This is a genomic window from Pseudomonas sp. 8AS, from assembly GCF_902506505.1.
Taxonomy (GTDB): domain Bacteria; phylum Pseudomonadota; class Gammaproteobacteria; order Pseudomonadales; family Pseudomonadaceae; genus Aquipseudomonas.
In genome coordinates this window covers 1585713-1612362 of record NZ_LR733406.1, presented here as the reverse complement: position 1 = coordinate 1612362, position 26650 = coordinate 1585713, and the positions used below count along the sequence as shown (strand labels likewise).

The window sequence follows — 26650 nt, the reverse complement described above, 5'->3', positions numbered from 1 at the left end:
CTCAACCTCCGGTCACGGGCGGGAAGAACGCCACTTCGTCGCCGTCGACCAGCGCTTCGGCGGGGCTGCACAGCTCCTGGTTGCGCGCGCACATCAGGTTGCGCGCGGCCAACTCGCTCCAGTTGCCGCCGCGCTCCACCAGCAGCTGGCGCAGCGCGCCGACGGTCGCCAGCGCGGGCTGCCAGGCCAGCTGCTCGCGGTCCAGGCCGAGCTGCTCGCGGTAGCCGGCGAAGTAATGAATGGTCAGCATGGAACTCTCTCCTTGCGCTCGGAACCCGGCGCATACGGCGCCGGCCCGAGGCCTGTTTCGGCTAATGAATGCGCTCGGCGCGCCCGGACGCGGCCGCGTTGCGCCGACCGGGCTATCCCAACAGCTTGCGCACGCGGCGCCTTGACCAGACTCAAGGGGCGCGGAAATCTCCGGACGCCCCGCCGCTCTTCTGCAGCAGGCGCACCGATTCGATGAGCATGCCGCGGTCCACCGCCTTGCACATGTCGTAGAGGGTCAGCGCGGCGACGCTGGCGGCGGTCAGTGCCTCCATCTCCACCCCGGTCTGCCCGGCCAGCTTGCAGCGCGCCTGGATGCGCACACCGTCCTCGCCGCAAGGTTCCAGCTCGACCTTGACGCTGGTGAGCATTAACGGATGGCACAGCGGGATCAGGTCCGAGGTTTTCTTCGCCGCCTGGATGCCGGCGATGCGCGCCACGGCGAACACGTCGCCCTTGGGGTGGCCGCCGGCCACGATCATCTGCAGGGTGGCGGGCAGCATGCGCACCCGGGCTTCGGCCACGGCCTCGCGGGTGGTCGGCGGCTTGTCGGTGACGTCGACCATGGTGGCGCGCCCCTGGGCATCGAGATGGGTCAGCATTGCGGTTTCCTCATGGTTCAGATCAGGTTCAGTCGGCGCGCCAGCTTGCGCAGGTTGCTCGGGTCCATCTGCAGGTCGCGGGCGGTGGCCGCCCACTTGCCCTGGCGGCGGGCCAGGGCGGCTTCGATCAGTTCGCGCTGGCAGCGTTCCACCGCCGCCTGCATCGCCTCGACCGGCGGTGGCGCCAGGGCCGGCTGGGCCTTGTGCAGCGCCGCCGGGGTGGCGTCCAGGCCCAGCCAGGGCGCCTCGATGCTGAGCAGCCCGGTGCGTGATTCCGCCTGGCTGAGCACCTTGAGGGCCGCCCGGCTGATGACGTGTTCCAGCTCGCGCACATTGCCCGGCCAGGCATAGGCCAGCAGCGCCCGTTCGGCATCGCTGGACAGGCGCAGGCAGCGCAGGCCGAGGCGCGCGCGGTTGAGTTCGAGGAAGTGCCCGGCCAGCACCAGCACATCGCGGCCGCGCTCGCGCAGCGGCGGGATATGCACCGGGTAGACCGACAGGCGGTGATACAGGTCGGCGCGGAAACGCCCCTCGCGCACCTCTTCCCACAGGCGCCGGTTGGTCGCCGCGATCACCCGCACATCGACATGCCGCGGCTGGTCGGCGCCCAGGCGCTGGATCTCGCCGTTCTGCAGGGCGCGCAGCAGCTTGGCCTGGATCGACAGCGGCAGCTCGCCGATCTCGTCGAGAAACAGGGTGCCGCCATTGGCCGCCTCGAAGCGCCCGGGGCGGTCCTGGCCGGCGCCGGAGAAGGCGCCCTTGGTGTGGCCGAACAGTTCGCTCTCGGCCAGGGTTTCGGGCAGCGCCGCACAGTTGACGTAGACCAGCGGCTTGCGCGCCCGCGGCGAATGGGCGTGCAGCCAGCGGGCGAACAGCTCCTTGCCCACTCCGGTTTCGCCCTGCAGCAGCACCGGCAGGTCGGAGTCGGCGACCACGCCGAGCTCGTCGAGCAGCTCGCGCAGCACCGGGCTGCCGCCGAGGATCGTCGACTCGCGCTGGTCGCCATCCTCGACCGACTCGCGCCGCGCCAGGCGCAGGCTGCGCACCTCGCCTTCCAGGCGGCTGACCCGCAGCCCCGCCTCGATCAGCAGGGCATAGCGCTGCAGGCGCTGGCGGGCGTGCTGGTCGAAGCTGCCGGGGCTGAGCGCGTCGAAGGTCACCGCGCCCCACAGGGCGCCGTCCAGGTACAGGCTCATGCCCATGCAGTCGTGCACCGGCAGCGGCTCGTCGGGGCTGTCTTCGAGCAGGCCGTCGTAGGGGTCGGGCAGCTCGCTGTCGGCGGCGAACTGCAGCGGCTCGCGCTGCGCCAGGATCTGCGCCAGACGCGGGTGGCGGGCCAGGGCGAAGCTGCGGCCGAGCACCTCGTGGGCCAGGCCGACGGCGGCCTGCGGGCGCAGGCTCTCGCCATCCAGGCGCAGCAGCACCACGGCGCTGCAGGCGAAGGCCTCACGCAGGCTGACCACCAGGCGCTGCAGGCGCACGGCGGTCGGCAACTCGCCGGCCAGGTCGGCCAGCAACACGTTCTGCAACGGGGTCAAATCTACCATTTCGGGTACCTGGCACCTTGAAATTCCCGGGTAGATTAGACCTCACCGGGGCGCAAGCCCTTGATTTCCGTCAAGTCCGAACCCGGCACGGTGCTTGCGATAGAGCATTCGAGACTTAGCCTGATACGGAGACCTCCATGGCCACTCAACTGCTCGATCACACCCTCGGCAATCTGGCATGCAACATCCCCGGCGCCACCCGGGTATTCCACGCCTTCCACCTGGACTTCTGCTGCGGCGGGCAGAAGTCCCTGCGCCAGGCGGCGCTGGAGCGCGGCATCGACGCCCTGGCGGTGCAGGAACGCCTGCTCGCCCTCAACCCGGACGACGCGCTGGAAGCGGACTGGCGCAAGGCCTCGGCCGAACGCCTGATCGAACATCTGCTGCAGCGCTACCACGAGGTCCATCGCCAGCAACTGCCGGAGCTGATCCGCCTGGCGGCACGGGTCGAGCAGGTCCACGGCAGCCGCGCGGAATGCCCGCGCGGCCTCACCGACCTGCTGATCGCCATGCAGCAGGAGCTGGAAAGCCACATGCAGAAGGAGGAGCAGATCCTCTTCCCGATGATCAACCGCGGCGGCGGCGTGATGGCCGGCGGGCCGATCTCGGTGATGCGCTACGAGCACGAACAGCACGGCGACGCGCTCGAGCAGCTGATCGAACTGACCGACGACATGCAGCCGCCGGCCGCCGCCTGCAACACCTGGCGCGCGCTGTACCGCGGGCTCGACGAGCTGCGCATCGACCTGATGCAGCACATCCACCTGGAAAACAACCTGCTGTTCCCCCGTGCCCTCGGCGAGGAGGCCCAAAATGGGTGAGTACCGCAAACTCTGGTGGCTGCTGATCGGCGTACTCGGCATCACCTTCTGCCTGCTCGGCTGGTTCGGCCGCGAGGTCTACCGCCAGGCTCCGCCCATCCCCAGCCAGGTGCAGAGCGCCGATGGCACCCTGCTGTTCACCGGCGAACAGATTCTCGACGGGCAGACCGCCTGGCAGAGCGTCGGCGGCATGCAGCTGGGTTCGATCTGGGGCCATGGTGCCTACCAGGCGCCGGACTGGACTGCCGACTGGCTGCACCGCGAACTGACGGCCTGGCTCGACCTGGCCGCCCAGGACGGCTTCCAGCGGCCCTATGCCGAGGTGGACGAAGACCATCAGGCCCTGCTGCGCCAGCAGCTCAAGCGCGAGTACCGCGGCAACCAGGTGGCCGACGGCGTGCTGGTGCTGAGCCCGCGCCGCCTGGCCGCCATGCAGCAGACCGCCGCCTACTACGACGCGCTGTTCGGCAGCGACCCGGCCCTGCAGGGCAGCCGCAAGAGCTTCGCCATGAAGGAAGGCACCCTGCCCGATGCGGCGCGGCGCGAGCAGCTGACCCGCTTCTTCTTCTGGACCGCCTGGGTGGCCGCCACCGAGCGGCCCGGGCATGAAGCCACCTACACCAACAACTGGCCGCACGAACCGCTGATCGACAACAAGCCGACCGCGGAAAACCTGATGTGGTCGATCGTCAGCGTGATCCTGCTGATCGCCGGGATCGGCTTCCTGGTCTGGGCCTGGGCCTTCCTGCGCGACCACGAAGAGGACGAACCCGCCGCGCCGCTGCACGATCCACTGAGCCTGGTGGCGCTGACCCCGTCGCAGAAGGCGCTAGGCAAGTACCTGTTCCTGGTCGTCGCGCTGTTCGGCTTCCAGGTGATGATCGGTGGCGTCACCGCGCACTACACCGTGGAGGGCCAGGACTTCTACGGCATCCCGCTGTCGCAGTGGTTCCCCTACTCGCTGATGCGCACCTGGCATATCCAGAGCGCGCTGTTCTGGATCGCCACCGGCTTCCTCGCCGCCGGGCTGTTCCTCGCGCCGATCATCAACGGCGGCAAGGACCCGAAATTCCAGAAACTCGGCGTCGATGTGCTGTTCTGGGCCCTGGTCGTGGTGGTGGTCGGCTCCTTCGTCGGCAACTACCTGGCCATCGCCCAGATCATGCCGCCGGAATGGAACTTCTGGCTCGGCCACCAGGGCTACGAATACGTCGACCTCGGTCGCCTGTGGCAGATCGGCAAGTTCAGCGGCGTGGCCTTCTGGCTGCTGCTGATGCTGCGCGGCATCCTGCCGGCCTTCCGCCAGCCCGGTGACAAGAACCTGCTGGCCCTGCTGTCGGCCTCGGTGATCGCCATCGGCCTGTTCTACGGCGCCGGCTTCGCCTACGGCGAGCGCACCCACCTGTCGGTGATGGAGTACTGGCGCTGGTGGGTGGTGCACCTGTGGGTGGAAGGCTTCTTCGAGGTCTTCGCCACCACCGCGCTGGCCTTCATCTTCTCCAGCATGGGCCTGGTGTCCAAGCGCATGGCCACCACCGCCAGCCTGGCTTCGGCCTCGCTGTTCATGCTCGGCGGCGTACCTGGCACCTTCCACCACCTGTACTTCGCCGGCACCACCACCCCGGTGATGGCGGTCGGCGCCACCTTCAGCGCCCTGGAAGTGGTGCCGCTGATCGTGCTCGGCTACGAGGCCTGGGAGAACTGGCGGCTGAAGAGCCGCGCGCTGTGGATGGAACGGGTCAAGTGGCCGCTGATGTGCTTCGTCGCCGTGGCCTTCTGGAACATGCTCGGCGCCGGGGTGTTCGGCTTCATGATCAACCCGCCGATCTCGCTGTACTACGTGCAGGGCCTCAACACCACGCCGGTACATGCGCATGCTGCACTGTTCGGGGTCTACGGCTTCCTCGCCCTGGGCTTCACCCTGCTGGTGCTGCGCTACATCCGCCCGCAGCTGCAGTTCAACGAGAGCCTGATGAAGACCGCCTTCTGGTGGCTCAACGGCGGCCTGGTGCTGATGATCGCCACCAGCCTGCTGCCGATTGCCATCATGCAGTTCCACGCCAGCGCCAGCCAGGGCCTGTGGTACGCCCGCAGCGAGGCCTTCATGCAGCAGGACCTGATGCAGACGCTGCGCTGGGTGCGCACCTTCGGCGACGTGGTGTTCATCATCGGCGCCCTGGCCATGGCCTGGCAGGTGATCTACGGCGTGCTGTTCGGCGCCCGGGAGCCGGCGGCGCTGGACGATGTGCTGGCACAACGCAGCCGCTAGGAGGCGCGCAGGAGCAAATCGGCAAAGCGCGCTACGCTCTAGTGGCCTGTACGGTTAATTCATGCCTAGCCACACAGGCCACTTTCCATGCACCACGCCTCGGCGTGCGTGCATGAACCACGCCCCGCTGCCGCCTGCGGCAGCGCCCCAAGGATAAACGGGCCGCCAGCAGCCCCGGGAGGTGATATGAGCAAGCTCCAGCAGATCTTGAATGAACCGGGCAGCACGCCGCTGTGGGTGGTGTTCTGGCTCTACGGTGTGGTGGTCAGCCATGTGCTGTTCGGCCTGATCATGATCGCCTTCAACACGGTCGATACCGCGCTGTTCGGCCTGATGTTGCTGAGTTTCGTCGCCTATACCGCCTTCGTGCTCAACGCCGTGTGGCGCAATGCGCAGAATGTCGGCGAGCCGATGTACGGGCAGATCGCCCGCTACCTCACGGTGGCCTGGTCGATCAATGCGGTGCTGGTGTCCGGCTTCCTGTTCCTCAGCCACCTGAATGCCGTCGTTACGCCGCTGCCGTCGATCTTCTAGCCCGCGCAGCGCCCTCCCCCTCAACCCATAAGGCCCGCAATGCGGGCCTTATGCTTTCAACCGAGAAAAGGTGTCAGGTAGGCCGCCGTATGGCCACGCCGTTCGGCGCTTTCGCTCAGCTCCCAGTGCGCCAGGCTGCGCAGGTGCACTTCATCCGGCCCGTCGGCGAAGCGCAGCGCCCGGCCCAGGGTGTAGAAATCCGCCAGCGGCGTGTCCGGGCTCAGGCCCATGGCGCCGAACACCTGCATGGCGCGGTCGACCACCCGGCACAGCATGCGCGGCACCGCCGCCTTGATCATGGCGATCTCCCTGCGCGCCGCCCTGGCCCCCACCGCATCGAGCATCCAGGCGGTCTTCAGCACCAGCAGGCGCGCCTGTTCGATGTCGAGGCGCGACTCGCCAATCCAGTCGCCGATATTGGCGTACTGCGCCAGGTGGCGACCGAACAGCTTGCGCTCCTGGCAGCGCTCCAGCAGCAGCTGCAAGGCCAGCTCGGCCATGCCGATGGCGCGCATGCAGTGGTGCACCCGCCCCGGCCCCAGACGCGCCTGGGCCATCATGAAGCCATCGCCTTCGGCGCCGAGCAGATGGTCGAGCGGCACCCGCACATCGCGCAGGAGGATTTCCGCATGGCCTTCCGGCGAGACATGGTTGAGCACCGGGATATTGCGCAGCACCTGCACGCCGGGCGTGTCGAACGGCACCAGGAGCATGCTCTGCTGGCGATGGGCGGCGCCATCCGGGTCGGTCTTGCCCATCACGATCAGCAGCTTGCAGTCGGGGTGCGTCGCATTGGTGATGAACCACTTGCGCCCGTTGACCACGTAATGCTCGCCCTCGCGGCGGATCAGGGTCTGGATATTGCTGGCGTCCGCGGAGGCCACGTCCGGCTCGCTCATGGCGAAGGCCGAGCGGATGCGGCCGTCGAGCAGGGGGTCGAGCCAGCGCCGGCGCTGCGCCGGGCTGGCGAACAGGTGCAGCAGCTCGATGTTGCCGGTATCCGGCGCGCTGCAGTTGAACACCTCGGACGCCCAGGGGATGGCGCCCATGATTTCCGCCAGCGGCGCATAGTCCAGGTTGCTCAGCCGAGTGCCCGGCTCGTCGGCCTGCAGCCCCGGCAGGAACAGGTTCCACAAACCCTCGCTGCGCGCCAGCGCCTGCAGGTCGGCCATGAACGACACCGGCAACTGCCCGGCGCGCACCTCGGCCTGCCACTGGGCATGTCGCGGCAGCACATGCTGGTCGATGAAATCGCGCAGTTGCCGGCGCAGGCTGTCTACTCGGGGGCTGAAGGCGAAGTCCATGATGCAGTCCTCTGTTTCGGGTCAGGACTGGAAAACTAGGCCGATGGCGCGAGCGACAGAAGCATGTTGGCCGGCGCCGATGGACGACCATCAGCGCCGCGCCTTCTTGACCGCCATCATGGTGCCGGCTGCAGGCCGCGCCAGGCGCGGCCGCCGCCGAGGGGCGCGGCTCAGTGGCCGCCGGCCGGCTTGCGCTTGATGGTCTTGAGCAGGTCTTCGGGGCTGATGTAGCCGACCATGCTGGCACTGCTGCCCGGCTGCGGCTGATGCAGGATGTGGCCCTTCATCTTGCCGATGATGTGCATCTCGCACGGCTTGCAGTCGAACTTCAGGGTCAGCACCTCGTCCTGATGGATCAGCTGCATGTCCGCCACCTTGGTGCGTACGCCGGTGACGCCCTTGGCCTGCTTAGGGCACAGGTTGAAGGAGAAGCGCAGGCAGTGCTTGGTGATCATTACCGGAACTTCGCCGCTTTCCTCGTGGGCCTCGTAGGCCGCATCGATCAGCTGCACGCCGAAGCGCTGGTAGAAGGCGCGGGCCTTCTCGTTGTAGACGTTGGCGAGGAAGGTCAGGTGCGACTCCGGGTACACCGGCGGCGGCACGCTGACCGGCTTGCGGCTGCCGCGCGGGTGAGCGGCCACGCGGGCGGCGGTCAGCGCCTCGACGGCCTCGCGGCGCAGGGCCTTGAGCTGCGAGTTGGGCACGAACAGGGCCTGCGGCGCGTCGATCTGCACGTCGCTGACGTAGTAGATGGTGGTGCCCAGCTTGCTCAGGGTGTCGGCCAGCTGCGCGCGGGCCTGCTCGGCATCCTTGGCCGGGCCGAACGGGCCGCTCAGGCTGACGCTGGCGCGGCTGCCGTCCTCACTGGTCACCGTCAGGCGCAGCTCGGCTTCGCGCAGCTCGGCCTGCCAGCTCACCGCCACGCGGCGCTCGGACGAGGTCTTGAGCAGCGCCTGCTGCCAGTTGTGGTCGAGGTTGCGGTTGAGTACCTGGTGCGGGCGCAGTTGTTTAAGCTCGGCTGGCATCTCGTTGGGCACCACGCGGTACTGCCACTGCGTGCTGCCTTCCTCCTCGACCTGGGCCAGCTGCTCCACGGTGTTGGCGCGGAAGCCCACCACTTCGCGCTTGATCAGCACGTTGAGGCCGTCGCCATTGTTGAGCTTCTCGGAGGTCTGCACGGTCAGGTCGTGCTTGCCGACCTTGAGCACTTCACCCACCGGCAGGCCGACGAACTTGGGCGACTCGAAGGCGCCGATGTCGATCTTGCGGTCGGTGACGAAGTAGTCGGTGCTGCCGCGGTGGAAGGTCTTTTCCGTGTCCGGGGTGAAGAAGTGCTCGGTGCGGCCGCTGGAGCTGCGCGCCAGTTCCGGGCGCTGGGTGAGGATGGCATCCAGCTCCTGGCGGTAATGAGCGGTGATGTTCTTCACGTAGCTCATGTCCTTGTAGCGGCCCTCGATCTTGAACGAGCGCACGCCGGCATCGACCAGGTGGATCAGGTTGGCGGTCTGGTTGTTGTCCTTCATCGACAGCAGGTGCTTGTCGTAGGCCACCACGCGGCCCTGATCATCCTTGAGGGTGTAGGGCAGGCGGCAGGCCTGCGAGCAGTCGCCGCGGTTGGCGCTGCGCCCGGTCTGCGCGTGGGAGATGTTGCACTGGCCGGAGAAGGCCACGCACAGCGCACCGTGGATGAAGAACTCGACGGCGGCATCGACGCTGTCGCTGATCGCGCGGATCTGCTCCAGGTTCAGCTCGCGCGCCAGGACGATCTGCGAGAAGCCGGCCTGGGATAGGAATTTGGCCTTGTCCAAAGTGCGGATATCGCACTGGGTGCTGGCATGCAGCTCGATCGGCGGGATGTCCATTTCCATCACGCCCATGTCCTGCACGATCAGCGCATCCACGCCGGCGTCGTAGAGCTGGTGGATCAGCTGGCGCGCCGGCTCCACTTCGTCATCATGCAGGATGGTGTTGATGGTGACGAACACCTTGGCATGGAACAGGCGGGCGAATTCCACCAGAGCGGCAATGTCCGCCACGCTGTTGCTCGCGTTGTGCCGCGCGCCGAAGCTGGGGCCGCCGATATACACGGCGTCGGCGCCATGCAGGATGGCCTCCTTGGCGATGGCGGCATCGCGCGCCGGGCTCAACAGTTCGAGGTGGTGCTTGGGCAGGGACATGGTCTGGATTCGGCTTCGCGCTGGGTGGTCACGGAATAGCCGGCCATTTTAGCGCGAAAGCCGGCGGATTCCGCGCCCAGATGACAACCGGGTACGCAAGCGCTGCCGGCAGAACGCAAAGGCGTTCACCTGCGCGAAATGCCGGCCGGGGTCGAACAGCCGATTAGACCTGCATAGCATGTGGGTTATTCTGGTATATGGATGGCAGTTCCCCTGTGCAGATTGCGCCCACCATGCAGACATTCGCAAAGATCCTCCTGGCCCTCGCCCTGCTCTGCCTGACGGCCTGGGGCGCCGCCGCGCTGCTGATCGCCGGCCCCCAGGGCAGCCTGGGCCAGGCGCTGGCTGCCGGTATGGCACTGCCGACCCTGTTCGCCATCTCCCGCCTGTGGCGGCGCCCTGGCCGCGCCCTGGCCACCGGCCTGCTGCTGGTCGTGGCCGGTGCCTGGCTGCTGTGGTGGCAGTCGCTGGCGCCGTCCAACGAGCGCCAGTGGCAAGGCGATGTGGCGGTGCTGCCCTCGGCCACCGTCGAGGGCAACCGCATCACCCTGCACAACGTGCGCAACTTCCAGTACCGCAGCGAGTTCGACTACAGCCCCGCGTACTACGACAAGCAGGTCAACCTCGACGAGCTGGTCGGCGTCGACCTGATCGCCACCTACTGGATGGGCCCGTCGATCGCCCATATATTCCTCAGCTTCGCCTTCGCCGATGGCCAGCACGTGGCCGTGTCCATCGAAACCCGCAAGGAAGTCGGCGAAAGCTACTCGACCATCAAGGGTTTCTTCCGCCAGTACGAGCTGTACTACGTGGTGGCCGACGAGCGCGACGTCATCGGCCTGCGCACCAACCACCGCGACAACCCGCCCGAGCAGGTCCACCTGTACCGCCTGCAAGGCCCGCTGGAGAACGCCCGGCGTCTGTTCATGGCCTATGTCGAGCGGATCAACCAGCTGCACCAGCGCCCCGAGTTCTACAACACCCTGACCACCAACTGCACCACCAGCATCTGGATGAGCAGCCAGGTCAACGAACGGCACCTGCCGTTCAGCTGGAAGCTGCTGGCCAGCGGCTATCTGCCCGAATACCTCTATCAGCAAGGCCGCCTGGCCGGCAGCGAGCGGCCCTTCGCCGACCTGCAACGGGACGCCCTGATCAACACCAAGGCCCAGGCCGCCGGGGACTCACCGGAGTTCTCGCGCCTGATCCGCCAACCCTGACCACCAGCCCACAGTGCCAAGGCCATCCATGACCTCCATGCCTCGCTTCCTCGCCTCGCTACTGCTTGCCAGCGCCGTCCTGCCCCCCGCCCAGGCGGCGGTGAACAGCCCATCTGCCGAGGAACCCACGAAACGCCCGCGCATCTGCCTGGTGCTGTCCGGCGGCGGCGCCCGTGGCGCGGCCCATGTCGGCGTGCTCAGGGTGCTGGAGGAATACCGCGTGCCGGTGCACTGCATCGCCGGCACCAGCATGGGCTCGCTGGTGGGCGCGGCCTACGCCACCGGCACCACCCTCCCGGAGATGGACGTGATCCTCAGCAGCATCTCCACCGAGCTGCTGTTCAAGGAGGAGCCGCCGCGCCAGGAACTGGCCATGCGCCGCAAGGAGGACGACTACGACATCCTGTTCACCCCCGAAGTCGGCCTGCACAAGGGCGAGGTCAAGCTGGGCAAGGGCATAGTCACCGGCGTGCAGCTGGAGACCGTGCTGCGCCAGCTGAGCAAGACCAAGGGCTACCAGCAGTTCGACCGCCTGCCGATTCCCTACCGCGCGGTGGCCACCGATCTGGTCACCGGCCAGGCCGTGGTCTTCGAGGAAGGCGAGCTGGCCAACGTGATGCGCGCCAGCATGTCGGTGCCGGGCGCCGTGGCCCCGGCCGACTTCAACGGCATGCTGCTGGTCGACGGCATGCTGACCAGCAACCTGCCGGTCGAGACGGCGCGCCAGATGGGCGCCGACGTGATCATCGCAGTCAACGTCGGCACCCCGCTGCTCAAGCGCGAGCAGCTCAACGGCATCCTCGGCGTTTCCGGGCAGATGCTCAGCATCCTCACCGAACAGAACGTGCAGGCCTCCCTGGCCAGCCTGCAGCCGCAGGACATCCTGATCTCCCCGGAGCTGGGCGACTATTCCACCGGCGACTTCGACGCCCTGCCGCAGATCGCCCCGCTCGGCGAGGCCGCCACCCGCAAGATGGAGCAGCGCCTGCGCCAGCTCGCGCTGCCGCCCGCCGAATACGCCGCCCTGCGCCAGCAGCAGACCCACCAGGGCAAACCCGAGCAACTGGTGGTCGAGCAGATCCGCTTCGACAACCTGCAGCGGGTCAACCCCGAGGCCCTGGTCGGCCTGGTCGACACCCAGGTGGGCAAGCCGGTCGACCAGGCCGTGCTCGACAAGGACATGCGCCGCCTGTACGGCACCGGCGACTTCGAGCATGTCAGCTACCGGGTGCTGGAAGAGGACGGCAAGCGCGTGCTGGCCATCGACGCCGTCGAGAAGACCTGGGGCCCGGACTACCTGCGCTTCGGCCTGGGCCTGTCCAGCGACTTCGATGGTGACTCCTCCTTCAACCTGCTCGGCAGCCACCGCCAGACCTGGCTCAACGACCGCGGCGCGGAGTGGCGCAACGATATACAGATCGGCCAGACCACCAGCTGGCAGAGCGAGTGGTACCAGCCGCTGAGCGCCGGCAGCCCGCTGTTCTTCGCCCCGCACCTGGCCATCACCCAGCGCAGCGCCGACCTCTACGACGATGACCGGCGCATCGGCACCTACGACATGTTCTCGACCCTGGCCGGCGTCGACGTCGGCAGCCAGTTCAACCGCTACGGCGAACTGCGTCTGGGCCTGGTCACCGGCCAGGTCAGCCCTAGCCTGGACAGCGGCCCCGACTATCTCGAGCCGCTAGACAAGCGCCTGCAGGCCGGCGCCCTCACCGCCCGCCTGCGCCTGGACCAGATCGACAGCGCCAACTTCCCCCGCTCCGGCTGGCGCAGCCAGTTGAGCGTCTTCGATTCGCAGCAGGCGCTCGGTGCGGAAGAGGAATACAGCAAGTGGTCGGGCGAGCTGACCTCGGCCATCTCCTTCGGGCCGCACACCTTCAACTTCGCCCTGTTCGCCGCCGACAAGCTGGGCGACGAGCCGCTGCCCAGCTACGAGAACTTCCAGTGGGGCGGCTTCCTGCGCCAGTCCGGCTACGCCCCCGGCCAGCTGCTCGGCGAGAACCTGCAGTTCGGCCGCGTCCTGTACTACCACCGCATCATGCGTGGCACCCTGCTGGAAGGCGCCTACGGCGGTATTTCCATGGAAGTCGGGCGCATGGGCGAACCGCTGGTGAAGAGCAACAGCGACGACTGGATACTCTCCAACAGCCTGTTCATCGGCACCGACAGTCCGATCGGCCCGCTCTACCTGGGCTACGGCCGCGCCGACGACGGCAACAGCAGCCTGTACTTCTACCTGGGGCGGCCGTTCTGATGGCTTGCGAACGGCGCGGGTGCGGCAAATGACCGGTGATACGGCTAATGCAAGGTGTCCGTAACCCGTCGACCGGGCAGGTGGGAGCCCGTGTATAACCCCCACAAGCCACTGAGCAAGCGGCTCAGCCGGCTCGGGAGCGCGGGCTGCGTGGGGTATGCCGGGTACTCCGCTCCGGGCAGCAGCTGCGGCAGCAAATAGTTTGCCTCCCACTCCCGCTCCGGGTAGCGCGGTTGTACCGGTGTGAAAGAGTCGCAGCCGCCACTCGCGGCATCGTTGCCCGACGCCGCAGGTGCACCACGTCTTGCGGGGATGCGTTCGCTCCCGTTCATGTTGCGGCACCTCGCTAGAGATCGAGAATCAGCGGCTGGATACCCTCTGCAGGCTCCGCCGGCACGGCGCAGCAGATCAGCACGCTGCCGCTCTCCGGCAGTTGCGCCGGTGGCTTGGGGTAATGCACGTGGCCGCTGACCAGGCGCGTCTTGCAGGTGCCGCAAGAGCCGCCACGGCAGCTGAACTCGGGGCTCAAGCCACGGCTTTCGGCCAGCTCCAGCAGGCTGCCGCTACCCGGTATCCAGCGCGCCTCCTTGGCCGACGAGGAGAAATAGACCGGCACCGGCGCGCTGGCTGCCGGCAGCTGAGCCACGCCGGCAAGCGGTTCAAGCGCTCGGCGCTGCAGCGTGGAGGGGCCGAATGCCTCGGCGTGGATGCGCTCATCGGCAATGTTCAGGGTGCACAGGCCGTCGTACATGTCCTGAAGGAAACTAGCGGGCCCGCACAAGTAAAAGTCGCAGTCATCCGGCGGCAGCCGAGCCTGTACCTGGGCAAAGTCGAGGCGGCCAGGTATTTCGAAGTCGCGCTCGACCACAGCGTCCGCGCCAGGGCTGCTCAAGGCGCGGTGAATGTGCAGCCGCTCGGCATCGCGTTGCTGCAGCTCCTTGAGTTCTGCCTGGAATGGCAGATCCTCCAGGGTTCTGGCGCTTTGGAACAAATGAACATGGCGTTGCCGTTGATGCCGGTGATTTTGCGCGGCCAACTCCCTGAACATCGAGAGCAAGGGCGTGATGCCGACCCCCGCAGCGATCAGTACCACCGGACGCTGGGTGTCCTCGGTCAGGGTGAAACTGCCCAGTGGCGGGCGAACGTCCAGCAGGTCGCCGACCTGCACATTGTCGTGCAGGTGATGCGAGGCCGGCCCCTGTGCCTTGACGCTGATGCGGATATGCCCATCGGACGGTGCGCTGGAGACGCTGTAGGTACGGATCAACGCCGCCTCAGCGCCAGGGGGTTGCAGGCGTACCGGCACGTGCTGCCCCGGGATGAATGCAGCCGCGGCATTGTCCAGCGGCTGGATAATGAACGAGCGGATATCCTTGCTCTCTTGCTGCACGTGCATCACGCGCCACTGCTGCCACTGCCGGCGCTGTTCGTTCTGCCGCAGCTTCTCGTCCGCCTCTGCCCAGGTGCCGGTGGCCAGGCTGGTCGGCGCGTAGTCGTGAAACTCCCAGCGTAGCGATGTAGCGGCCGGGCGCAGAACCACCTGCTCGACATCGAAGGTCCAGAGGCGCTCGGCATTTTCGAATGCGTGGATCATTGGGCTATCGAGAATCAGCTCGGTGCGACCGGTGAGTTGCAGGATGTCGCCGCTGGCGAAGTCGACAAACAGCAAGCCGGCGACAGGGTTGGCCTGCAGGTTGCCCAATGTGTTGAAGAACAGGTTGCCGGCGTAATCGGGAATGGTCAGTCGGTTGCCCTCGACTTTGACAAAGCCGGCACGCCCGCCTCGATGTGACACATCCACCGAGCGACTGTGCGGGTCATGGTCGAAGTAGCTGGCGATGAAGAAGGTGTCGGCCGCGCGGATCAGCTCGCTGGTCCGGCCATTCAGGGATGTGAAGTCCTGGCGCGCGGCGCGGTTCTTCATCTGCTCCGGCCTGCGGGTATAGGAGCGGGCCTGGATGTACTTGGGGCAGTTGCCGTAGGAGTGCTCGACCGCAACGGCAAGGCCAGCCGCAGACGCCTGCTGGATCACACCATTGATGCGATTGCGGCGACGTGTATGCAGCTCAATACCGAGCAGGCCGATGGCGTGGCCGGGGTACAGGCCGCTAGCGGCCGGGTCCTGCTCGTCGGGTTGCACCGCCAATAGCAACTGCTGCGGATCGGCTGACGTGACGAAGCCTTCCGGTCCCTCGAGCAGGGTCGCCCAGGGCCGCTGCTGCGCATCCACCGCGCCGGCCACCATGAAGGGCAGTTGCTGGTAGAACTCGCGGTGCTGGTCGGGCATGTAGCTGCGAATGACCTTTTGCCCGATCACCTCCATCCGTTCAGAAACGCTGTAGATTTCCTGAAGCGTTTTTTCCCCGGCATGCCAGGGTGAGCGACGGTGCTTGGGAAGATGATCCATGGAACGCGCTCCTCGAGAGGGCTGCCGAGAAGCCCGGCAGCCTATGGCGGGCTCAGCTGGCCTGCAGGCCGGCAGCGGTACGCTGCATGGGAACGAAGCCAGGTAGGGCCTCCACCCGCTCCAGCCAGGCGCGCACATTCGGGTAGTCCTGCAGCGATACATTGCCTTCGGGGGCATGGGCGATGTAGGTGTAGTTGGCGACATCGGCGATGGTGGCCGTATCGCCTGCCAGGAAAGGAGTTGTGGCCAGTTCGCTGTCCATCACCTTGAGCAAGGCGTGGGAGCGGGCGATGACATCCTCGGCATTCAGTGGCGCACCGAATACCGTGATCAGACGAGCCGAGGCCGGGCCGTAGGCCAGTTGGCCGGCCGCCACCGAGAGCCAGCGCTGAACGCGAGCGGCAGCCAGGGGCTCTTCAGGCAGCCAGCTCGCGCTGCCGTACTTCTTCGCCAGGTACACAAGGATAGCGTTGGAGTCGCTGAGAATAGTGCCGTTGTCATCGATGACGGGCACCTGTCCGAAGGCGTTGATGGCCAGGAATTCAGGCTTCTTGTGCGCCCCGTTGGCCAGATCGACAAACACCAGTTCGGTGGGCAACTGCAACAGTGAGAGCAGCAGCTCGACGCGATGGGCGTGGCCAGAAAGTGGGTGGCGATACAGCTTGATGGCTGGTTGAGGCATGGTCGTGGCTCCGCATCCGATGGGGGGAAGTCAGCGCAGACCAACCGGGTTGGGGCTTCTTGCGCTGGCAGGTTCATGCTGCGCCCACTCGCGACCAAGCAGAATCACCACGCGGAGCAATGCATAATTTCGTTTTCTAAAAGAATGTTGCGCCGTACTGGCGCAACAGCCGCGCGGAGTCAGCCAAGGAATGCGGGGTGGGCGCGCAGCCTTGGCGTGGCGAAATCGATAAAGGTGCGCACGCGCGCCTCGGCCCGGCGACCATCGCGGTAGATCAACTGCGCGGGCATGCCCTGGATCGCGAAGCTGCTCAGTACCGGCTCAAGCAAGCCGTTCTGCAACTCATGGTGCGCCTCGTAACTCATGCAGCGAATCAGGCCCAGCCCCAGGGTCGCGGCATGGATGGCCGCGCGCTGGGTGGTGCAGGTCAGCACGGGTACCGGTTTCACCAGGCGCGTGGAGCGCTCGCAATGAAAGCGCCATTCAGTTTCCTGGCCTGTTGCCGTAGTCAACACCGTGCGGTGGGCCTTGAGGTCCTCGGGTGTCTGCGGGCGCCCCCACTGGGCCAGGTATGCGGGGGAGGCGCAGACAATCGGCCGCACCACGCCCACCGGCATAGCAAACCCAGACGAATCCGGCAGATGGCCAACCACCAGGGCCACATCGATGTTTTCCTCGAGCAGCTTGGGCACGCCTTCGCTGGCCCGGGTGACCAGGTACACGTCGGGGAAAGCGGCTAGATAGTCGAGGGCGATGGGGGTGAATACCTGCTGATCCATCAGCAGCGGTAGTGACACGCTCAACTGCCCGGCAGGGCTGGCATGCAGGCCGGCGGCAGAGCGCTCGGCAACGGCAGCCTGTTCGAGGATCTGCCGGCAGCTGACGGCAAACTGTTCGCCCACCGGGCTCAGGTCGACGCCGCGCGGCCCACGCAGCAGCAGGGTGTTGTTCAGGCGGGCTTCCAGGGCGCAAATGCTGCGCATGATGGTCGCGGGCGAGAGGTTCAATTGCCGCGCTGCCGCGGCAAGGCTACCGGCCCGTGCCACGGCCTCGAACACCTGCATCTGACGATAACGGCTCATGCGCCAAGCGCCCCGACCCTTTGCAGCGCGGGCTCGTGCAGGAGCCGGCTGGCACAAAAATCGACAAAGGTGCGCACCTTGGCGGGAACCCGCCCGCTGCCTTGATAGAGAACATGCACCGGCAGGGCCGCTGTTTCAAAGGCCTCAAGGATGATCTCCAACTCGCCCTTGGCCACCAGCTCGGCAACCTGGTAATACAGCACCCGCGTGAGCCCCCAGCCCAGGCGCGCGGCATTGATCGCCGCCTGATTGGAGCTGACCACCAGACGCGGCTTGGCGTGCAGGGTGATGTCGTTTCCGCCAACGTTGAAGTACCAGTCGGTGAGCAGGCTGCTGGCAGAGGAAACCACCAGTGGTGCCGCCAGCACATCCTTTGGCTCTGTCGGCCGACCAAAGCGATCGAGAAATGCAGGGGCGGCGCAGATGACCGGGCGGATTTGCCCGACCTTGATCGCCTGCAGGCCGGTTTCTGGCAACTGACCGATACGGATGGCGACGTCCACGCCTTCGTCCACCATGTTCACCAGGCGATCCACCAGCAGTGCGCTGACGGCCATCTGCGGATGCATCGACAAGTACTCGGTAATCAGCGGAATCAGGTACAGCTCGCCGAACATCACCGGGGCCGTCACTGTCAGGTTACCCCGTGCACGAATGCTGCTGCCGGCCGCCAACTCTTCGGCCTCATCCAGGTCCAGCAGGATGCGCTTGCAGTCCTCCACATAGCGCCGGCCCGCTTCGGTCATGCGTAGGCTGCGCGTGCTGCGTGCCAGCAGCAGTGTGCCCAGGCGCTTCTCCAGGCCGGCAATCACGCGGGTTACGCTGGGCGGCGACATTCCCACCAGCTTGGCGCCACCGACAAAGCTTTCCGCCTCGGCAACAGCCAGCAGGACTTTCATCTCCTGAAACCTATCCACGGCCACCCTCGCTTCGGGACTTCGTTGAGCTGGCATCAGCCTAACGCATCATCGCCAACACTAAAGGAACAGCGCTGAACTCGAGCCAAGCCTCCGCCTCCTATGACGCCGACCTCGCGACAAAAGCCCCGGCAGCAATTAAATATTTCAGACTACGAATTCGTGGCGCCATATAGCAATACCGACACAACCTTACTGAATACCTAAGCACTATCGGCAAAAGCATGATCAGCAACTTCATTATAAAATCAGATCAATAAACAACACATCACACAACCCTCATTTACCTCCACAAAGCAAAAAACCTTGACTTGGAGTGAATGCTGAGTAAAGTTTCTTGCTAGAACGTTGGAGCAAAAAACTGATTTCGCTTGCAGATATGACACAGCAAGGCGAGATGAACATTTAGTTTTGGCAAGCGCGAAAATTTGCCGGAGCACAGGCGTTAATATCCCAGATGATGTTGCTTCAGGCTACATGTTCTTTCCTGATAAGCGCCCAGGTTATCAATTTTATCTATTTGACGCACTCTTCAAATGCTTGGCTTTCACGCTTTTCCCACGAGAGTTTGGCGATAAATACAAACAGGCAATGAGTGAGAAGCTGTCGCTTGACTGTGACGATGAAGAAGAAACGGATAGCATCATCACGGAGCTGATCACGTACAGGAACTACGCATTGATGGGCAAGGTTCCTAAGGTCAAATAATCTAAGTAGGACACGAACGACTCATGAGAGATCAGCGGCAGCTCAGCGAAGAAGAAATACAGAATCTCCGACGTGAGATGCAGGAGGATCTTGAGAAAATTCAGTTTGAGATCAAAAGGAAAATCAGGCATCTCGGGCCCGCTGGGACTAAGCCATCTGAGCACAGCGTAGAAGGGGATGTGCACAGTGGGACTTTTGATAAAAACGAATAGTCAGACGATAACCATGCCTGGAGATTTACGGTGACCTTGAGCAAGCAAGAGATGATGAAGAGAACCGTTCAATTCATGCGAGCGCTTGTTGATGAGACGCTAACTCCTCAGGTGGCCGAGGAGATGAAGGCGCTGGTGCATAATTATCGTCGCGATCTGGAAGCGTTTAATGATGATGCTAGCTTGACCTTCACGCGCCCATTCCTACTTATGGTTGGCGATGCTTCGGCGCATCTCCCGGAGGAAACTATTGATGCCATTCTGCGGATTGCGTCTGACAACGACTTGCAGGATGAATTCTGGAAATTGACATCGGCGGGACAAATTTTTTGCCTGTGTAGCCACAAGGCTCTCGCACTGGTGGAAGAAATTGCCAAGCACATGCCCATTGGCTTTGGCAACATCGCCAGTAACGGCATCGCGATTGATGGTTATCACTTCCTGGGCTTTTACAGTGCTTCTGCCGAGCGCATCAAAGCCGGTCTGCTAGAGGCTGAGTTCTATCTGCAAAGCTACGCATGAATTCAATACTTCTCTTTGAATCTGAGCAGAGAAGCGAGCTTTGGGGCCATGACTAATCAAGTAAATGCCGAGAAACCCAGCCCTGCATGGGCTGGGTTTTGAGCAAGGAAGATCGGCCTTAATTGGTGCGGATTGCATCCGCCATTTCAGCCACTTCGCTGAAGGACTTACCGTCAACGGCGAGCAAGAAATTAGTCTTGGTTAGTTCTTTACCTGCCAATTGGCCTTTGTATTTATTCTGAATATTATTGATAATAATTTCGATGTTGGTATGAAGCTGTGCTCGTTCTTCCTTATTCAGGGTTCTCGCAAGTTCGCGTATCGACCTATCAAAGGTTGACATCGATTCGCCATTGATCACGGGGCCACGCTTTTCATCTGCGAGTTTCTTTGCCTCACGCATCTCATTGGCCATCTCAGCTACGTCTTCAGCGGTTTTGCCGTCGAAAGCCTCCAAGATCTCATTCTGCTTAGTATTGATGGCGTTCAAGTCAAACTTTACGTCATTCAACATGGATGTGCTGATGTAAACATAATCCTTCTGAAACTGGTGTGCTTCCTTGGTGTCCAGAGACTCAATTATTTCTTGCATCGAAGTCAGGAGGGTTTCCTGAGATTTTCCGTTCAATTCTGGGCCGCCGCAGGCGGAAATCAGACCAGCCAGGGTCAGAACAACCCAAGTGCGAAGAATGTGTTTCATGGTGAAGCTCCTTTAACTAGATATCTTTGTCCTGCATCGCCTAGGGTTAGTTATAAGCGTCTGTGGCCAGAGCGCTGTCGGCATCGCTCCTGCTCATAAAGATGCTTTTGAGACTCTCATTGAAGACCGGGATCGGCTTATGGAAGCTAAAGGTCGTACCTTTAGCTATATCGCCAACGGTCTTCACGAGATTCTCGTCCCAACTGATGCCGGTCTCGTTGAGGCGCTCAGATACGAACGCCATTTCCAGCGGCGTGAAACCCTTGTTGGATTTGGCCTCAAGGTTAGCGCCAGCATCGACCAGCATTTGGAACGCGGTGAAGTCGTGGCTCTTGGCGCACTGGTGCAGCGGAGTCAGGCCTGCGTTGTTGACCTTGTTAACGTCATCCATCTTCAGGAGCACGCTGAACAGCTCGTACTTCTTGGCGTCATCCATGCGCAGGGTGCTGTGGCAGAACATTGACGCTGCGGTTTCACCGAAGACATGCTTCGATTTCACACCGGCTGCCAAAGTGTCTTTAGCCAACCGAATCATATGATCAGCAGAGCACTTGTTGTTCCTGGACTTCATACAGTTCATCAGGCGAGTGGAACCGTCGAAGTCGGTACCGTGTGGGTCAAGGCCCAGGCCTACGAGAGTGTCGTAATAGCCTTCAGCCATAGTAGTAATAAGATGATCACCATCGACAATAAACGCTTGGCCATAAGCTTTGTTCAGGTCGGCTTTGGTCGACTTAACGATGGCAGCAATCTTGTCTAGGTCAGCCTGAGAGGGGGTGGGGTTGTCGGTTACCTTGCCCATGATCATGCGCTCGTTAACAGCGTCGTCTTTACCCTCGCGAACGCGGGTTACAACACCATCAAACTCAAAGATAAGGGTGGCATAGCCGCCACCACCCAGAGCGATAACCTGCTCTTTTACTGTACCGTCGGGATAGCTGCTGTGGGTTTGGTAGTTCTTGCCTTCGACCAGCGTGGTGCCTTTGTAAACGCCATCTACACTGAGTCGATATTCTTGCTTGTCGTTAAGCACATAGCGCTTGTACGGGCCATCGATCTCGCCGTTCTGATAGGTGATGGAGCTCATCAGGCGACCATCATCCAGATAGCTCTCGGTAATGCCGTGCTTAATGCCTTCGCTGTTGTAGTTCTCAACTTCCTTGAGCACCTGCTCGCTATTTACAACTTTCCACTCCTTGCTCTCGCCAATGCGCTTTCCGGTGGCTTTGTCAGTCGAAAATTCTTCAACCATTACCTGGGCGGCGCAGTGGAATGTCTGGTGCTTGATCGCAGTGCCGGTGTAATCCGTGATGGCGCGGGTTTTGCCCTTGGCCTGGTACGGGTCACAGTACTCGGTCACAGGGCCGACAGGTTCGCCATCTTTCAGGGTGGCGCTGCTTACCACGCTGCCATCGTCGTAATACCTGATCCATTCGCCGTCAGGCTTGCCGTCTACGACCTCAGCAGTCCAGAAAACCCGATCACCGCTCTTGTCGATAACGGTTCCAGTGATTAGTTTGCCAGACGCCTTTTCGGTGAACAGGACTGCGTATTCAGAGTCGCCTTCTTTCTTGATTTTGACTTCGCTGCTGTCGTATTCGGAACCACATCCAGCGAGAGTTGCCATTGTCGCTATTGCGATTGCTGTTTTCAAAAAGCGCATAAATATCCTTACTCGCATCACTGATGGCTTTAGGGTAGAGCTATCCAGTAAAAATAATATAGCTCTATACCATTACGTCTTTTTAAGCATGCCTCGCGCCAAGGATGTAAGGTGCGCTTCAAGTAACTTCGTAAATTGTAATCTCCTCCTCATGCCAACAAAAATTCGATAAGAAAGAACCCCTACGGCTACCAAAAAAGCAAAAATTGCGACAGTATCTTGGCTTCTACTAAAAATTGCCGCCAAAGGATAAGCAAGACCAAAAAATGTTATCAGGGCAATCAAAAGTGATTTCCAAAAAAAAGTAAAGACTTTTAGATGATTAGTAAGCTCTCCGGCGTCATTGATAACCCAAAATTTACCGGCGCTATGGTTAACAAAAACAGCTTGACAGCCCCCCTTTCCTTTTTCGGCGGCATATATCATGGTTACTTCTTGCTCTGGCCTCAAAGGAATATCAATGCCGCTAATATGAATGGCTTCCTCAGTGCCGTCTTTTTTCTTAATCCAAAAATCATGCTTTAAAACTGATGAAAATGTCGTTGTGGGCATGCTTACATCAATATTTTTGCCATAGGTATTTACCCGGCCAGCGGTTTGATGTGCAGTAGTTTCCGTTCTTTTTTCGCTAGACAACACCACCCCTGTCTTGCCCCAAAACTCGAACCCTTTGCCTTCGTAATTCAAATCTTCCATAGAATATTTTCTCATTTATTTATATTTTCAGTTCGATCAATAGATAGGTGTATATCTTCTCGTGCGGCTAATTTCCTAGTGAGCTATTCACCCCAGATGAAGTTTGTTGAGAAGCATTTTTTCGAATACTTCTTGCAGATCAACCCTTGCGAGAACTGCCCCCATTAAGCGCCTTGCCAATCGTGTAAACAGCTGGCTCAGCATTCATGACCCATGTGTAAATTCCGCGATAGCCATGATCGTCATTCAGAACAAGCTCAGCCATGGTGCTGTGCTTACTAGGCGTAGCAAGGGCAAGCCAGATGAGCAGTGCAGCAAAGGCGGCACCCTTGCTGTACTTGCTCTGAAAAAGAGCCTTGTTCGGAAGCACCTTGAACAGCAGGTTCATGGCTGCTAGTAGGCTGAAGAACAGACTGATCGCCATGGCAACTGGAGGGATAACCAACGCCTTGACTGCCTGCCTTCCCTTATCCGAGTGGATGCCGTCATCGCCCAATTGCGCAACCGGTGCGCTGAATGCCGACTTCAGCTCGACACGCTGCTTGCCAAGCTCCGGCGTAATGCATGCAGCCTTGAACTGAGCGGCGCTCAGGTAGGCATTGCCCTTAGTGCACGGCGCCTTAGCCAAAGCCTCGCGGATGTTGCGTTGAACGGATGGGAGGTTGCGGAATTGGCTCTCGGTCAGGCTGGGCTCCACAACTTGACCGAACTTCGCCTTGGTGCCTTTCTCCCACTCAGCCCTAACGCGTTTCTGCGCTTCGTTGCTAACGGAGGCAGTAACAGCGACTTCATCGTCTGGGCACCAATTGCCGGGTAGGCTCATTCCTTTAGCCACCACTTGCGCACGAGCCTTCTTGCAGACCGTTGGATGATGCAGGAACTGGTTGAGAGTGATATTGCGTGGAATGCCGTCAGATTTCAGGGCAAAGGCACGATCTACCTGGCGCAAGTGTCCGCTACGGATCGTTTGTTCATTCAGTTTGCGAGAGCCGTCGATAGACAGGTACTGCTCAATGTCTGGGGTGAAGCCGTAGATGCGCTGCATGGCAGGGGCGTAACTGGCGCTAGGTGAACGCGAATTGATGGACTGGGCATATTTACGGACTTCCGCACTGACGACTGACTCTTGCGCCAACAATGAGTCCTCAAAGCGTCGCCCTGCTTCCAGATGACGTTTGTAGTCAGCCTCAACGCCTTGGCGGATCGCCGCCAGCGCATTGCTAGCTTGTCCGCCTGTTTTGCCTGAGGCCGACATGAGCGACGCCTCGTATTTGTTGGCACTGTCGACGTACTGGTTGTACTTCGATGCCACGTCTTGGCGTATTTGCTGGTACTCGTTCCATCTGCTCGCAGAGGTACTGTTACCGGTACCAATCAGCACGCGGTCAAAAATCGTTTTCTGGTTGGCCTGAACGATGCTCTCGATCTTTTGATTTCCGCTAGCCATTGGCCCAAGCAGGGCTAGAAGAGTCTTATCCTCTGGAGTGGTACCCAACTGCTGGCCTTTCAATTGGATGGCGCCATGGGCCACGCCGAACTTGAAGAGATTCAGGCCAAGAGCGCTGCTTCGCTCTTCAGCCGTAGTCTTGTCGACCAGGCTATCGATCAGAGCCGGCTGGGCCCAGCGCATGAACGGTACGGTGGCAAACGCAGCCATGACCGTAAAAATGCCGAGTGACAGGAGAGGGCCACGATCCTTGAGTGGCTTGGTCAGCTTAAGCAGAGTCATGAGGGCTATAGCCAGACCAATACCCGAGAGCGTTTCTCCACGAAGCGCGATTGCCTCCATCTCATCAGCGCCAGGTGTTGCCGAAGATGCGAGGTCTACCAGGTCTGCGTTAAAGACAAACTCCAGGAGTACGTAAATCAGGCTGATCGTTCCGAAGACGTACGGCCACAAAGTGCGCTTCTGCGATTCCAAAATGCTGTCCTTGCTTTATCACTCGATCACGATTGGTGCAGGCATCGTGTCCAGCTGAATGGATTCAGACTGGATAGACGTTGCTTTATTGCGCGGGGCTGCCGGGGCCACTACGGGTTTGACAACCGAATCCACCCGCGCTTTGTTGGCGGCCTCGTCGAGGTAACGGTGTTCACCGCTCCAAGTCAGATACATGCCTTCTTTGACTAGTGTTTGCTGATCAGCCATGTTTTCAAGGTCAGCATCGGCAGGCAGCTGGCGGATAATGTCGGCAACCTTGTTACTCATGAACATGACTTTCCGCGACTTAAGGCTGTTGCCGGGCGCATCTGAGCTGGCTTGGTGTTGCGCGCAGCCCGACAGAACTGATAGCGCTAGAAGGCCAATAATCGCTTTAGTGTTCATTCCAACCCCAGCATTTTGCAGGTCTTGATCGGCGTCGAATCGACAATTGCACCGTCAGGCATTGCGCCTCTGGCCTTCAGCTGCTTCAGGCCCTTAATGTGGCTCTCGTTATCCGTCAAGGTGTAAGTCATAACCTTGCTGATGCCGGCTTTGTGAGCACGGGCAGTAAGGCCGGGATCAGACAACAGATCGGTGATCTCGACATGGAGCCCAACATCACCACCGATCTTGGTCTTCAACTCGGTGAGAGCGGCGGCGGTACCCCAGCGCGGATACTTGTAAGCGCCGAATGCCTTAGTGGCTAGACGGGCGCCCGCCATCAGGCGTTGACGCCCCTTAAGCCTGCTGAGCTCATCGCCGTGATTGGCTGCGGCCCATTTTTCCAGTGCAGGCTGACTTGGGCCCTGGATAAGCGCCACATAAGCATCCTTGTTGAACTGGCGTATGCATTGCAGTGGTGGCAACCCATCCATGCTGCTGTAGCCGATCTTGCCCTTGCTAAAAAGCGCCTTCGCACCAGCATCGAATGAGCCTAGCGAGCCGCATTGCAGCCCTGGATCACTCTTGAGCTCGATATTGATTATCTGCGCGGGGTGGGTGAGCTCGTTTACTACGGTCAATATGTCGAACGCGCCATAGATATCCTCATTGGTGGCTGCCCCCAGCCGATTACGGCCTTTTGCAATCATCCACGAGTTGAGATCGAGGCTTCTCAGGGATACATCGCCACTAGGATGTACAAGCGTTCGCCCCGTAGTCGCGTCGTGGTTAAACACCCAGTTGCCATCGCCCAGCTGCCGTGCATCAACCTCAACGCCGTTGAAACGGCTGGTGATGCCGGTCATCACTGCGCCCGGCCCGTTCTCCGTATACTGCGCATGACCTCGATGGGCCTGAATCTCGAAACCTTTACAGCCGAGCTGATCTGGCGCATTCAAGCGTTTGAGAGAACCCCAGGTCTCGATGTAGTAGCCACGCCGCATCAGCTCAACCTGCTCGGGTAACCGATCCATGTTGGCGTCTGCCGGCAATGCCGGAATGGCGTAAGCCTGCGACTGGATGCCCAAAGTGATTATCGACAAACAGAGGCCTTTTACGACTCGCTCGCGCATCACTTGCTCCAAAGCATCCATGCATTCGGGGTGTATTCCTTGGACGTGCGCGTCAGCGTCATGCTAGTGCCGCAACCGCCCATAGTGAGGCTATCTTCACTTGTAAGAGTGCCCTCCCAATCCGACGGAGCCCAGCGACTGCCAGGATTGACGACGACCTCCTTCTGATCAATGTAAAGCTTTTTGCCTTCGCTAACGGTGGCGTCAGCGGTGATCACCACCAACTCTTCTACGCCCAAGAGATTCTTCGACAGCGAGTAGACTTCACCAGTGGCCACGCCGGGGGTACCCGACTCCTTGAAAGACCAGATGATCTTCTGCGTACGCTGGTCTGCACTGAGGCGGCAATTCATCTGTCCCTGCCAGGTACCCACCATTGGGCTCTTCCCTTCCGAGTTAAGAGCCGGGATGACTTGGACACAGCCGGACAGACCCAAGGTGGTTAGCAGCGAAGCGATGATGACGTGATTACGCATTTTGTATTCCTCTGTCCATGAGAACGATGGCAATGTGACACTCTACATACGAACCAGATCACAAATCAATGGCGCCAATTATTCGACAACCTAGGCAACCATCGGTACTGTCAGATAGTGAGTCGGCACTCATGAAACGCCCTGGCAAC

23 protein-coding genes are annotated in these 26650 nt (G+C 61.7%); 7 read left to right on the top strand and 16 right to left on the bottom strand.

Annotation, left to right across the window (positions count from 1 at the left end):
* Position 1: 1 nt before the first annotated feature.
* The 3 genes from moaD to norR form a co-directional block, all read right to left on the bottom strand.
* Positions 2 to 250: a molybdopterin converting factor subunit 1 gene (gene moaD / locus GV001_RS07570; protein ID WP_160079030.1), complete on the bottom strand. Its 249-nt coding sequence runs from the start codon at positions 248 to 250 to the stop codon at positions 2 to 4.
* Between the two features lie 151 nt (positions 251 to 401).
* Positions 402 to 869: a cyclic pyranopterin monophosphate synthase MoaC gene (moaC, locus tag GV001_RS07565; RefSeq protein ID WP_160079029.1), complete on the bottom strand. Its 468-nt coding sequence runs from the start codon at positions 867 to 869 to the stop codon at positions 402 to 404.
* Between the two features lie 17 nt (positions 870 to 886).
* Positions 887 to 2416, bottom strand: a complete 1530-nt coding sequence (gene norR, locus GV001_RS07560) for a nitric oxide reductase transcriptional regulator NorR (protein ID WP_160079028.1) — start codon at positions 2414 to 2416, stop codon at positions 887 to 889.
* A 137-nt stretch (positions 2417 to 2553) separates the two neighbouring features.
* Here norR and ytfE point away from each other — a divergent pair, with 137 nt between their 5' ends.
* The 3 genes from ytfE (at position 2554) to GV001_RS07545 (ending at position 6040) form a co-directional block, all read left to right on the top strand.
* Complete coding sequence (gene ytfE, locus GV001_RS07555) at positions 2554 to 3237, top strand: iron-sulfur cluster repair protein YtfE (RefSeq protein WP_160079027.1); 684 nt, start codon at positions 2554 to 2556, stop codon at positions 3235 to 3237.
* Complete coding sequence (locus GV001_RS07550) at positions 3230 to 5506, top strand: nitric-oxide reductase large subunit (RefSeq protein WP_160079026.1); 2277 nt, start codon at positions 3230 to 3232, stop codon at positions 5504 to 5506. Before ytfE ends, GV001_RS07550 begins: the two co-directional genes overlap by 8 nt.
* Positions 5507 to 5692: 186 nt before the next feature.
* A complete protein-coding gene (locus GV001_RS07545) occupies positions 5693 to 6040 on the top strand; it encodes a hypothetical protein (protein ID WP_160079025.1) in 348 nt (115 codons plus the stop codon).
* Between the two features lie 56 nt (positions 6041 to 6096).
* On the opposite strand, the gene GV001_RS07540 is transcribed toward GV001_RS07545, so the two are convergent.
* Both GV001_RS07540 and GV001_RS07535 read right to left on the bottom strand, forming a co-directional pair.
* Complete coding sequence (locus tag GV001_RS07540; protein WP_160079024.1) at positions 6097 to 7344, bottom strand: acyl-CoA dehydrogenase family protein; 1248 nt, start codon at positions 7342 to 7344, stop codon at positions 6097 to 6099.
* A 170-nt stretch (positions 7345 to 7514) separates the two neighbouring features.
* The gene (locus tag GV001_RS07535) at positions 7515 to 9521 is read right to left on the bottom strand and encodes a U32 family peptidase (protein WP_160079023.1); all 2007 of its coding nucleotides are present in this window, start codon (positions 9519 to 9521) and stop codon (positions 7515 to 7517) included.
* A 233-nt stretch (positions 9522 to 9754) separates the two neighbouring features.
* Between GV001_RS07535 and GV001_RS07530 the strand changes: the two genes are divergently transcribed.
* On the top strand, positions 9755 to 10741 hold the full coding sequence (locus tag GV001_RS07530; RefSeq protein WP_160079022.1) for a DUF4105 domain-containing protein: 987 nt from the start codon (positions 9755 to 9757) through the stop codon (positions 10739 to 10741).
* 28 nt (positions 10742 to 10769) lie between these two features.
* Positions 10770 to 12998, top strand: coding sequence for a patatin-like phospholipase family protein (locus GV001_RS07525; protein ID WP_160079021.1), 2229 nt, complete (start codon positions 10770 to 10772; stop codon positions 12996 to 12998).
* A 346-nt stretch (positions 12999 to 13344) separates the two neighbouring features.
* Here the strand turns inward: GV001_RS07525 and GV001_RS07520 are convergent, their stop codons facing one another.
* The 4 genes from GV001_RS07520 to GV001_RS07505 all read right to left on the bottom strand — a co-directional run bounded on the left by GV001_RS07520 (position 13345) and on the right by GV001_RS07505 (position 18068).
* On the bottom strand, positions 13345 to 15405 hold the full coding sequence (locus GV001_RS07520) for a pyridoxamine 5'-phosphate oxidase family protein (protein ID WP_160079020.1): 2061 nt from the start codon (positions 15403 to 15405) through the stop codon (positions 13345 to 13347).
* A 52-nt stretch (positions 15406 to 15457) separates the two neighbouring features.
* On the bottom strand, positions 15458 to 16087 hold the full coding sequence (locus GV001_RS07515; RefSeq protein WP_160079019.1) for a glutathione S-transferase: 630 nt from the start codon (positions 16085 to 16087) through the stop codon (positions 15458 to 15460).
* A 179-nt stretch (positions 16088 to 16266) separates the two neighbouring features.
* The gene (locus tag GV001_RS07510; RefSeq protein WP_160079018.1) at positions 16267 to 17169 is read right to left on the bottom strand and encodes a LysR family transcriptional regulator; all 903 of its coding nucleotides are present in this window, start codon (positions 17167 to 17169) and stop codon (positions 16267 to 16269) included.
* Positions 17166 to 18068: a LysR family transcriptional regulator gene (locus tag GV001_RS07505; protein ID WP_178091811.1), complete on the bottom strand. Its 903-nt coding sequence runs from the start codon at positions 18066 to 18068 to the stop codon at positions 17166 to 17168. Before GV001_RS07505 ends, GV001_RS07510 begins: the two co-directional genes overlap by 4 nt.
* A gap of 429 nt (positions 18069 to 18497) precedes the next feature.
* Here GV001_RS07505 and GV001_RS07500 point away from each other — a divergent pair, with 429 nt between their 5' ends.
* Both GV001_RS07500 and GV001_RS07495 read left to right on the top strand, forming a co-directional pair.
* Positions 18498 to 18794 (top strand): hypothetical protein, encoded by a 297-nt coding sequence (locus GV001_RS07500; protein WP_160079017.1) that lies wholly within the window; start codon positions 18498 to 18500, stop codon positions 18792 to 18794.
* 242 nt (positions 18795 to 19036) lie between these two features.
* Positions 19037 to 19528 (top strand): hypothetical protein, encoded by a 492-nt coding sequence (locus tag GV001_RS07495; protein WP_160079016.1) that lies wholly within the window; start codon positions 19037 to 19039, stop codon positions 19526 to 19528.
* A gap of 118 nt (positions 19529 to 19646) precedes the next feature.
* Here GV001_RS07495 and GV001_RS07490 read toward each other — a convergent pair whose 3' ends face one another.
* The 7 genes from GV001_RS07490 to GV001_RS07460 form a co-directional block, all read right to left on the bottom strand.
* Positions 19647 to 20228 carry a DUF6694 family lipoprotein gene (locus tag GV001_RS07490; RefSeq protein WP_160079015.1) on the bottom strand — a complete coding sequence of 194 codons (582 nt, stop codon included), beginning with the start codon at positions 20226 to 20228 and terminating at the stop codon, positions 19647 to 19649.
* Between the two features lie 46 nt (positions 20229 to 20274).
* Entirely contained in the window at positions 20275 to 21891 is a 1617-nt protein-coding gene (locus GV001_RS07485) for an ankyrin repeat domain-containing protein (protein WP_160079014.1), read from the bottom strand.
* Between the two features lie 72 nt (positions 21892 to 21963).
* Positions 21964 to 22587 (bottom strand): hypothetical protein, encoded by a 624-nt coding sequence (locus GV001_RS07480; RefSeq protein ID WP_160079013.1) that lies wholly within the window; start codon positions 22585 to 22587, stop codon positions 21964 to 21966.
* A 139-nt stretch (positions 22588 to 22726) separates the two neighbouring features.
* Complete coding sequence (locus GV001_RS07475; protein ID WP_160079012.1) at positions 22727 to 24508, bottom strand: hypothetical protein; 1782 nt, start codon at positions 24506 to 24508, stop codon at positions 22727 to 22729.
* Positions 24509 to 24526: 18 nt separating this feature from the next.
* Positions 24527 to 24913, bottom strand: coding sequence for a hypothetical protein (locus GV001_RS07470; RefSeq protein WP_160079011.1), 387 nt, complete (start codon positions 24911 to 24913; stop codon positions 24527 to 24529).
* Entirely contained in the window at positions 24910 to 26046 is a 1137-nt protein-coding gene (locus GV001_RS07465) for a hypothetical protein (RefSeq protein WP_160079010.1), read from the bottom strand. The genes GV001_RS07470 and GV001_RS07465 overlap by 4 nt, the downstream gene beginning before the upstream one ends.
* Entirely contained in the window at positions 26025 to 26501 is a 477-nt protein-coding gene (locus tag GV001_RS07460; protein WP_160079009.1) for a hypothetical protein, read from the bottom strand. The genes GV001_RS07465 and GV001_RS07460 overlap by 22 nt, the downstream gene beginning before the upstream one ends.
* Between the last annotated feature and the right edge of the window lie 149 nt (positions 26502 to 26650).

Excerpts from the sequence above, each read along its gene's own strand:
- norR (WP_160079028.1), bottom strand. The coding sequence starts at position 2,416 with ATGGTAGATTTGACCCCGTTGCAGAACGTGTTGCTGGCCGACCTGGCC.
- ytfE (WP_160079027.1), top strand. The coding sequence starts at position 2,554 with ATGGCCACTCAACTGCTCGATCACACCCTCGGCAATCTGGCATGCAAC.
- GV001_RS07515 (WP_160079019.1), bottom strand. The coding sequence starts at position 16,087 with ATGCCTCAACCAGCCATCAAGCTGTATCGCCACCCACTTTCTGGCCAC.
- moaD (WP_160079030.1), bottom strand. The coding sequence starts at position 250 with ATGCTGACCATTCATTACTTCGCCGGCTACCGCGAGCAGCTCGGCCTG.
- GV001_RS07540 (WP_160079024.1), bottom strand. The coding sequence starts at position 7,344 with ATGGACTTCGCCTTCAGCCCCCGAGTAGACAGCCTGCGCCGGCAACTG.
- GV001_RS07460 (WP_160079009.1), bottom strand. The coding sequence starts at position 26,501 with ATGCGTAATCACGTCATCATCGCTTCGCTGCTAACCACCTTGGGTCTG.
- GV001_RS07545 (WP_160079025.1), top strand. The coding sequence starts at position 5,693 with ATGAGCAAGCTCCAGCAGATCTTGAATGAACCGGGCAGCACGCCGCTG.
- GV001_RS07525 (WP_160079021.1), top strand. The coding sequence starts at position 10,770 with ATGACCTCCATGCCTCGCTTCCTCGCCTCGCTACTGCTTGCCAGCGCC.
- GV001_RS07535 (WP_160079023.1), bottom strand. The coding sequence starts at position 9,521 with ATGTCCCTGCCCAAGCACCACCTCGAACTGTTGAGCCCGGCGCGCGAT.
- GV001_RS07470 (WP_160079011.1), bottom strand. The coding sequence starts at position 24,913 with ATGAACACTAAAGCGATTATTGGCCTTCTAGCGCTATCAGTTCTGTCG.
- GV001_RS07485 (WP_160079014.1), bottom strand. The coding sequence starts at position 21,891 with ATGCGCTTTTTGAAAACAGCAATCGCAATAGCGACAATGGCAACTCTC.
- GV001_RS07505 (WP_178091811.1), bottom strand. The coding sequence starts at position 18,068 with ATGAAAGTCCTGCTGGCTGTTGCCGAGGCGGAAAGCTTTGTCGGTGGC.
- moaC (WP_160079029.1), bottom strand. The coding sequence starts at position 869 with ATGCTGACCCATCTCGATGCCCAGGGGCGCGCCACCATGGTCGACGTC.
- GV001_RS07520 (WP_160079020.1), bottom strand. The coding sequence starts at position 15,405 with ATGGATCATCTTCCCAAGCACCGTCGCTCACCCTGGCATGCCGGGGAA.
- GV001_RS07465 (WP_160079010.1), bottom strand. The coding sequence starts at position 26,046 with ATGGATGCTTTGGAGCAAGTGATGCGCGAGCGAGTCGTAAAAGGCCTC.
- GV001_RS07490 (WP_160079015.1), bottom strand. The coding sequence starts at position 20,228 with ATGAAACACATTCTTCGCACTTGGGTTGTTCTGACCCTGGCTGGTCTG.
- GV001_RS07530 (WP_160079022.1), top strand. The coding sequence starts at position 9,755 with ATGCAGACATTCGCAAAGATCCTCCTGGCCCTCGCCCTGCTCTGCCTG.
- GV001_RS07510 (WP_160079018.1), bottom strand. The coding sequence starts at position 17,169 with ATGAGCCGTTATCGTCAGATGCAGGTGTTCGAGGCCGTGGCACGGGCC.
- GV001_RS07480 (WP_160079013.1), bottom strand. The coding sequence starts at position 22,587 with ATGGAAGATTTGAATTACGAAGGCAAAGGGTTCGAGTTTTGGGGCAAG.
- GV001_RS07550 (WP_160079026.1), top strand. The coding sequence starts at position 3,230 with ATGGGTGAGTACCGCAAACTCTGGTGGCTGCTGATCGGCGTACTCGGC.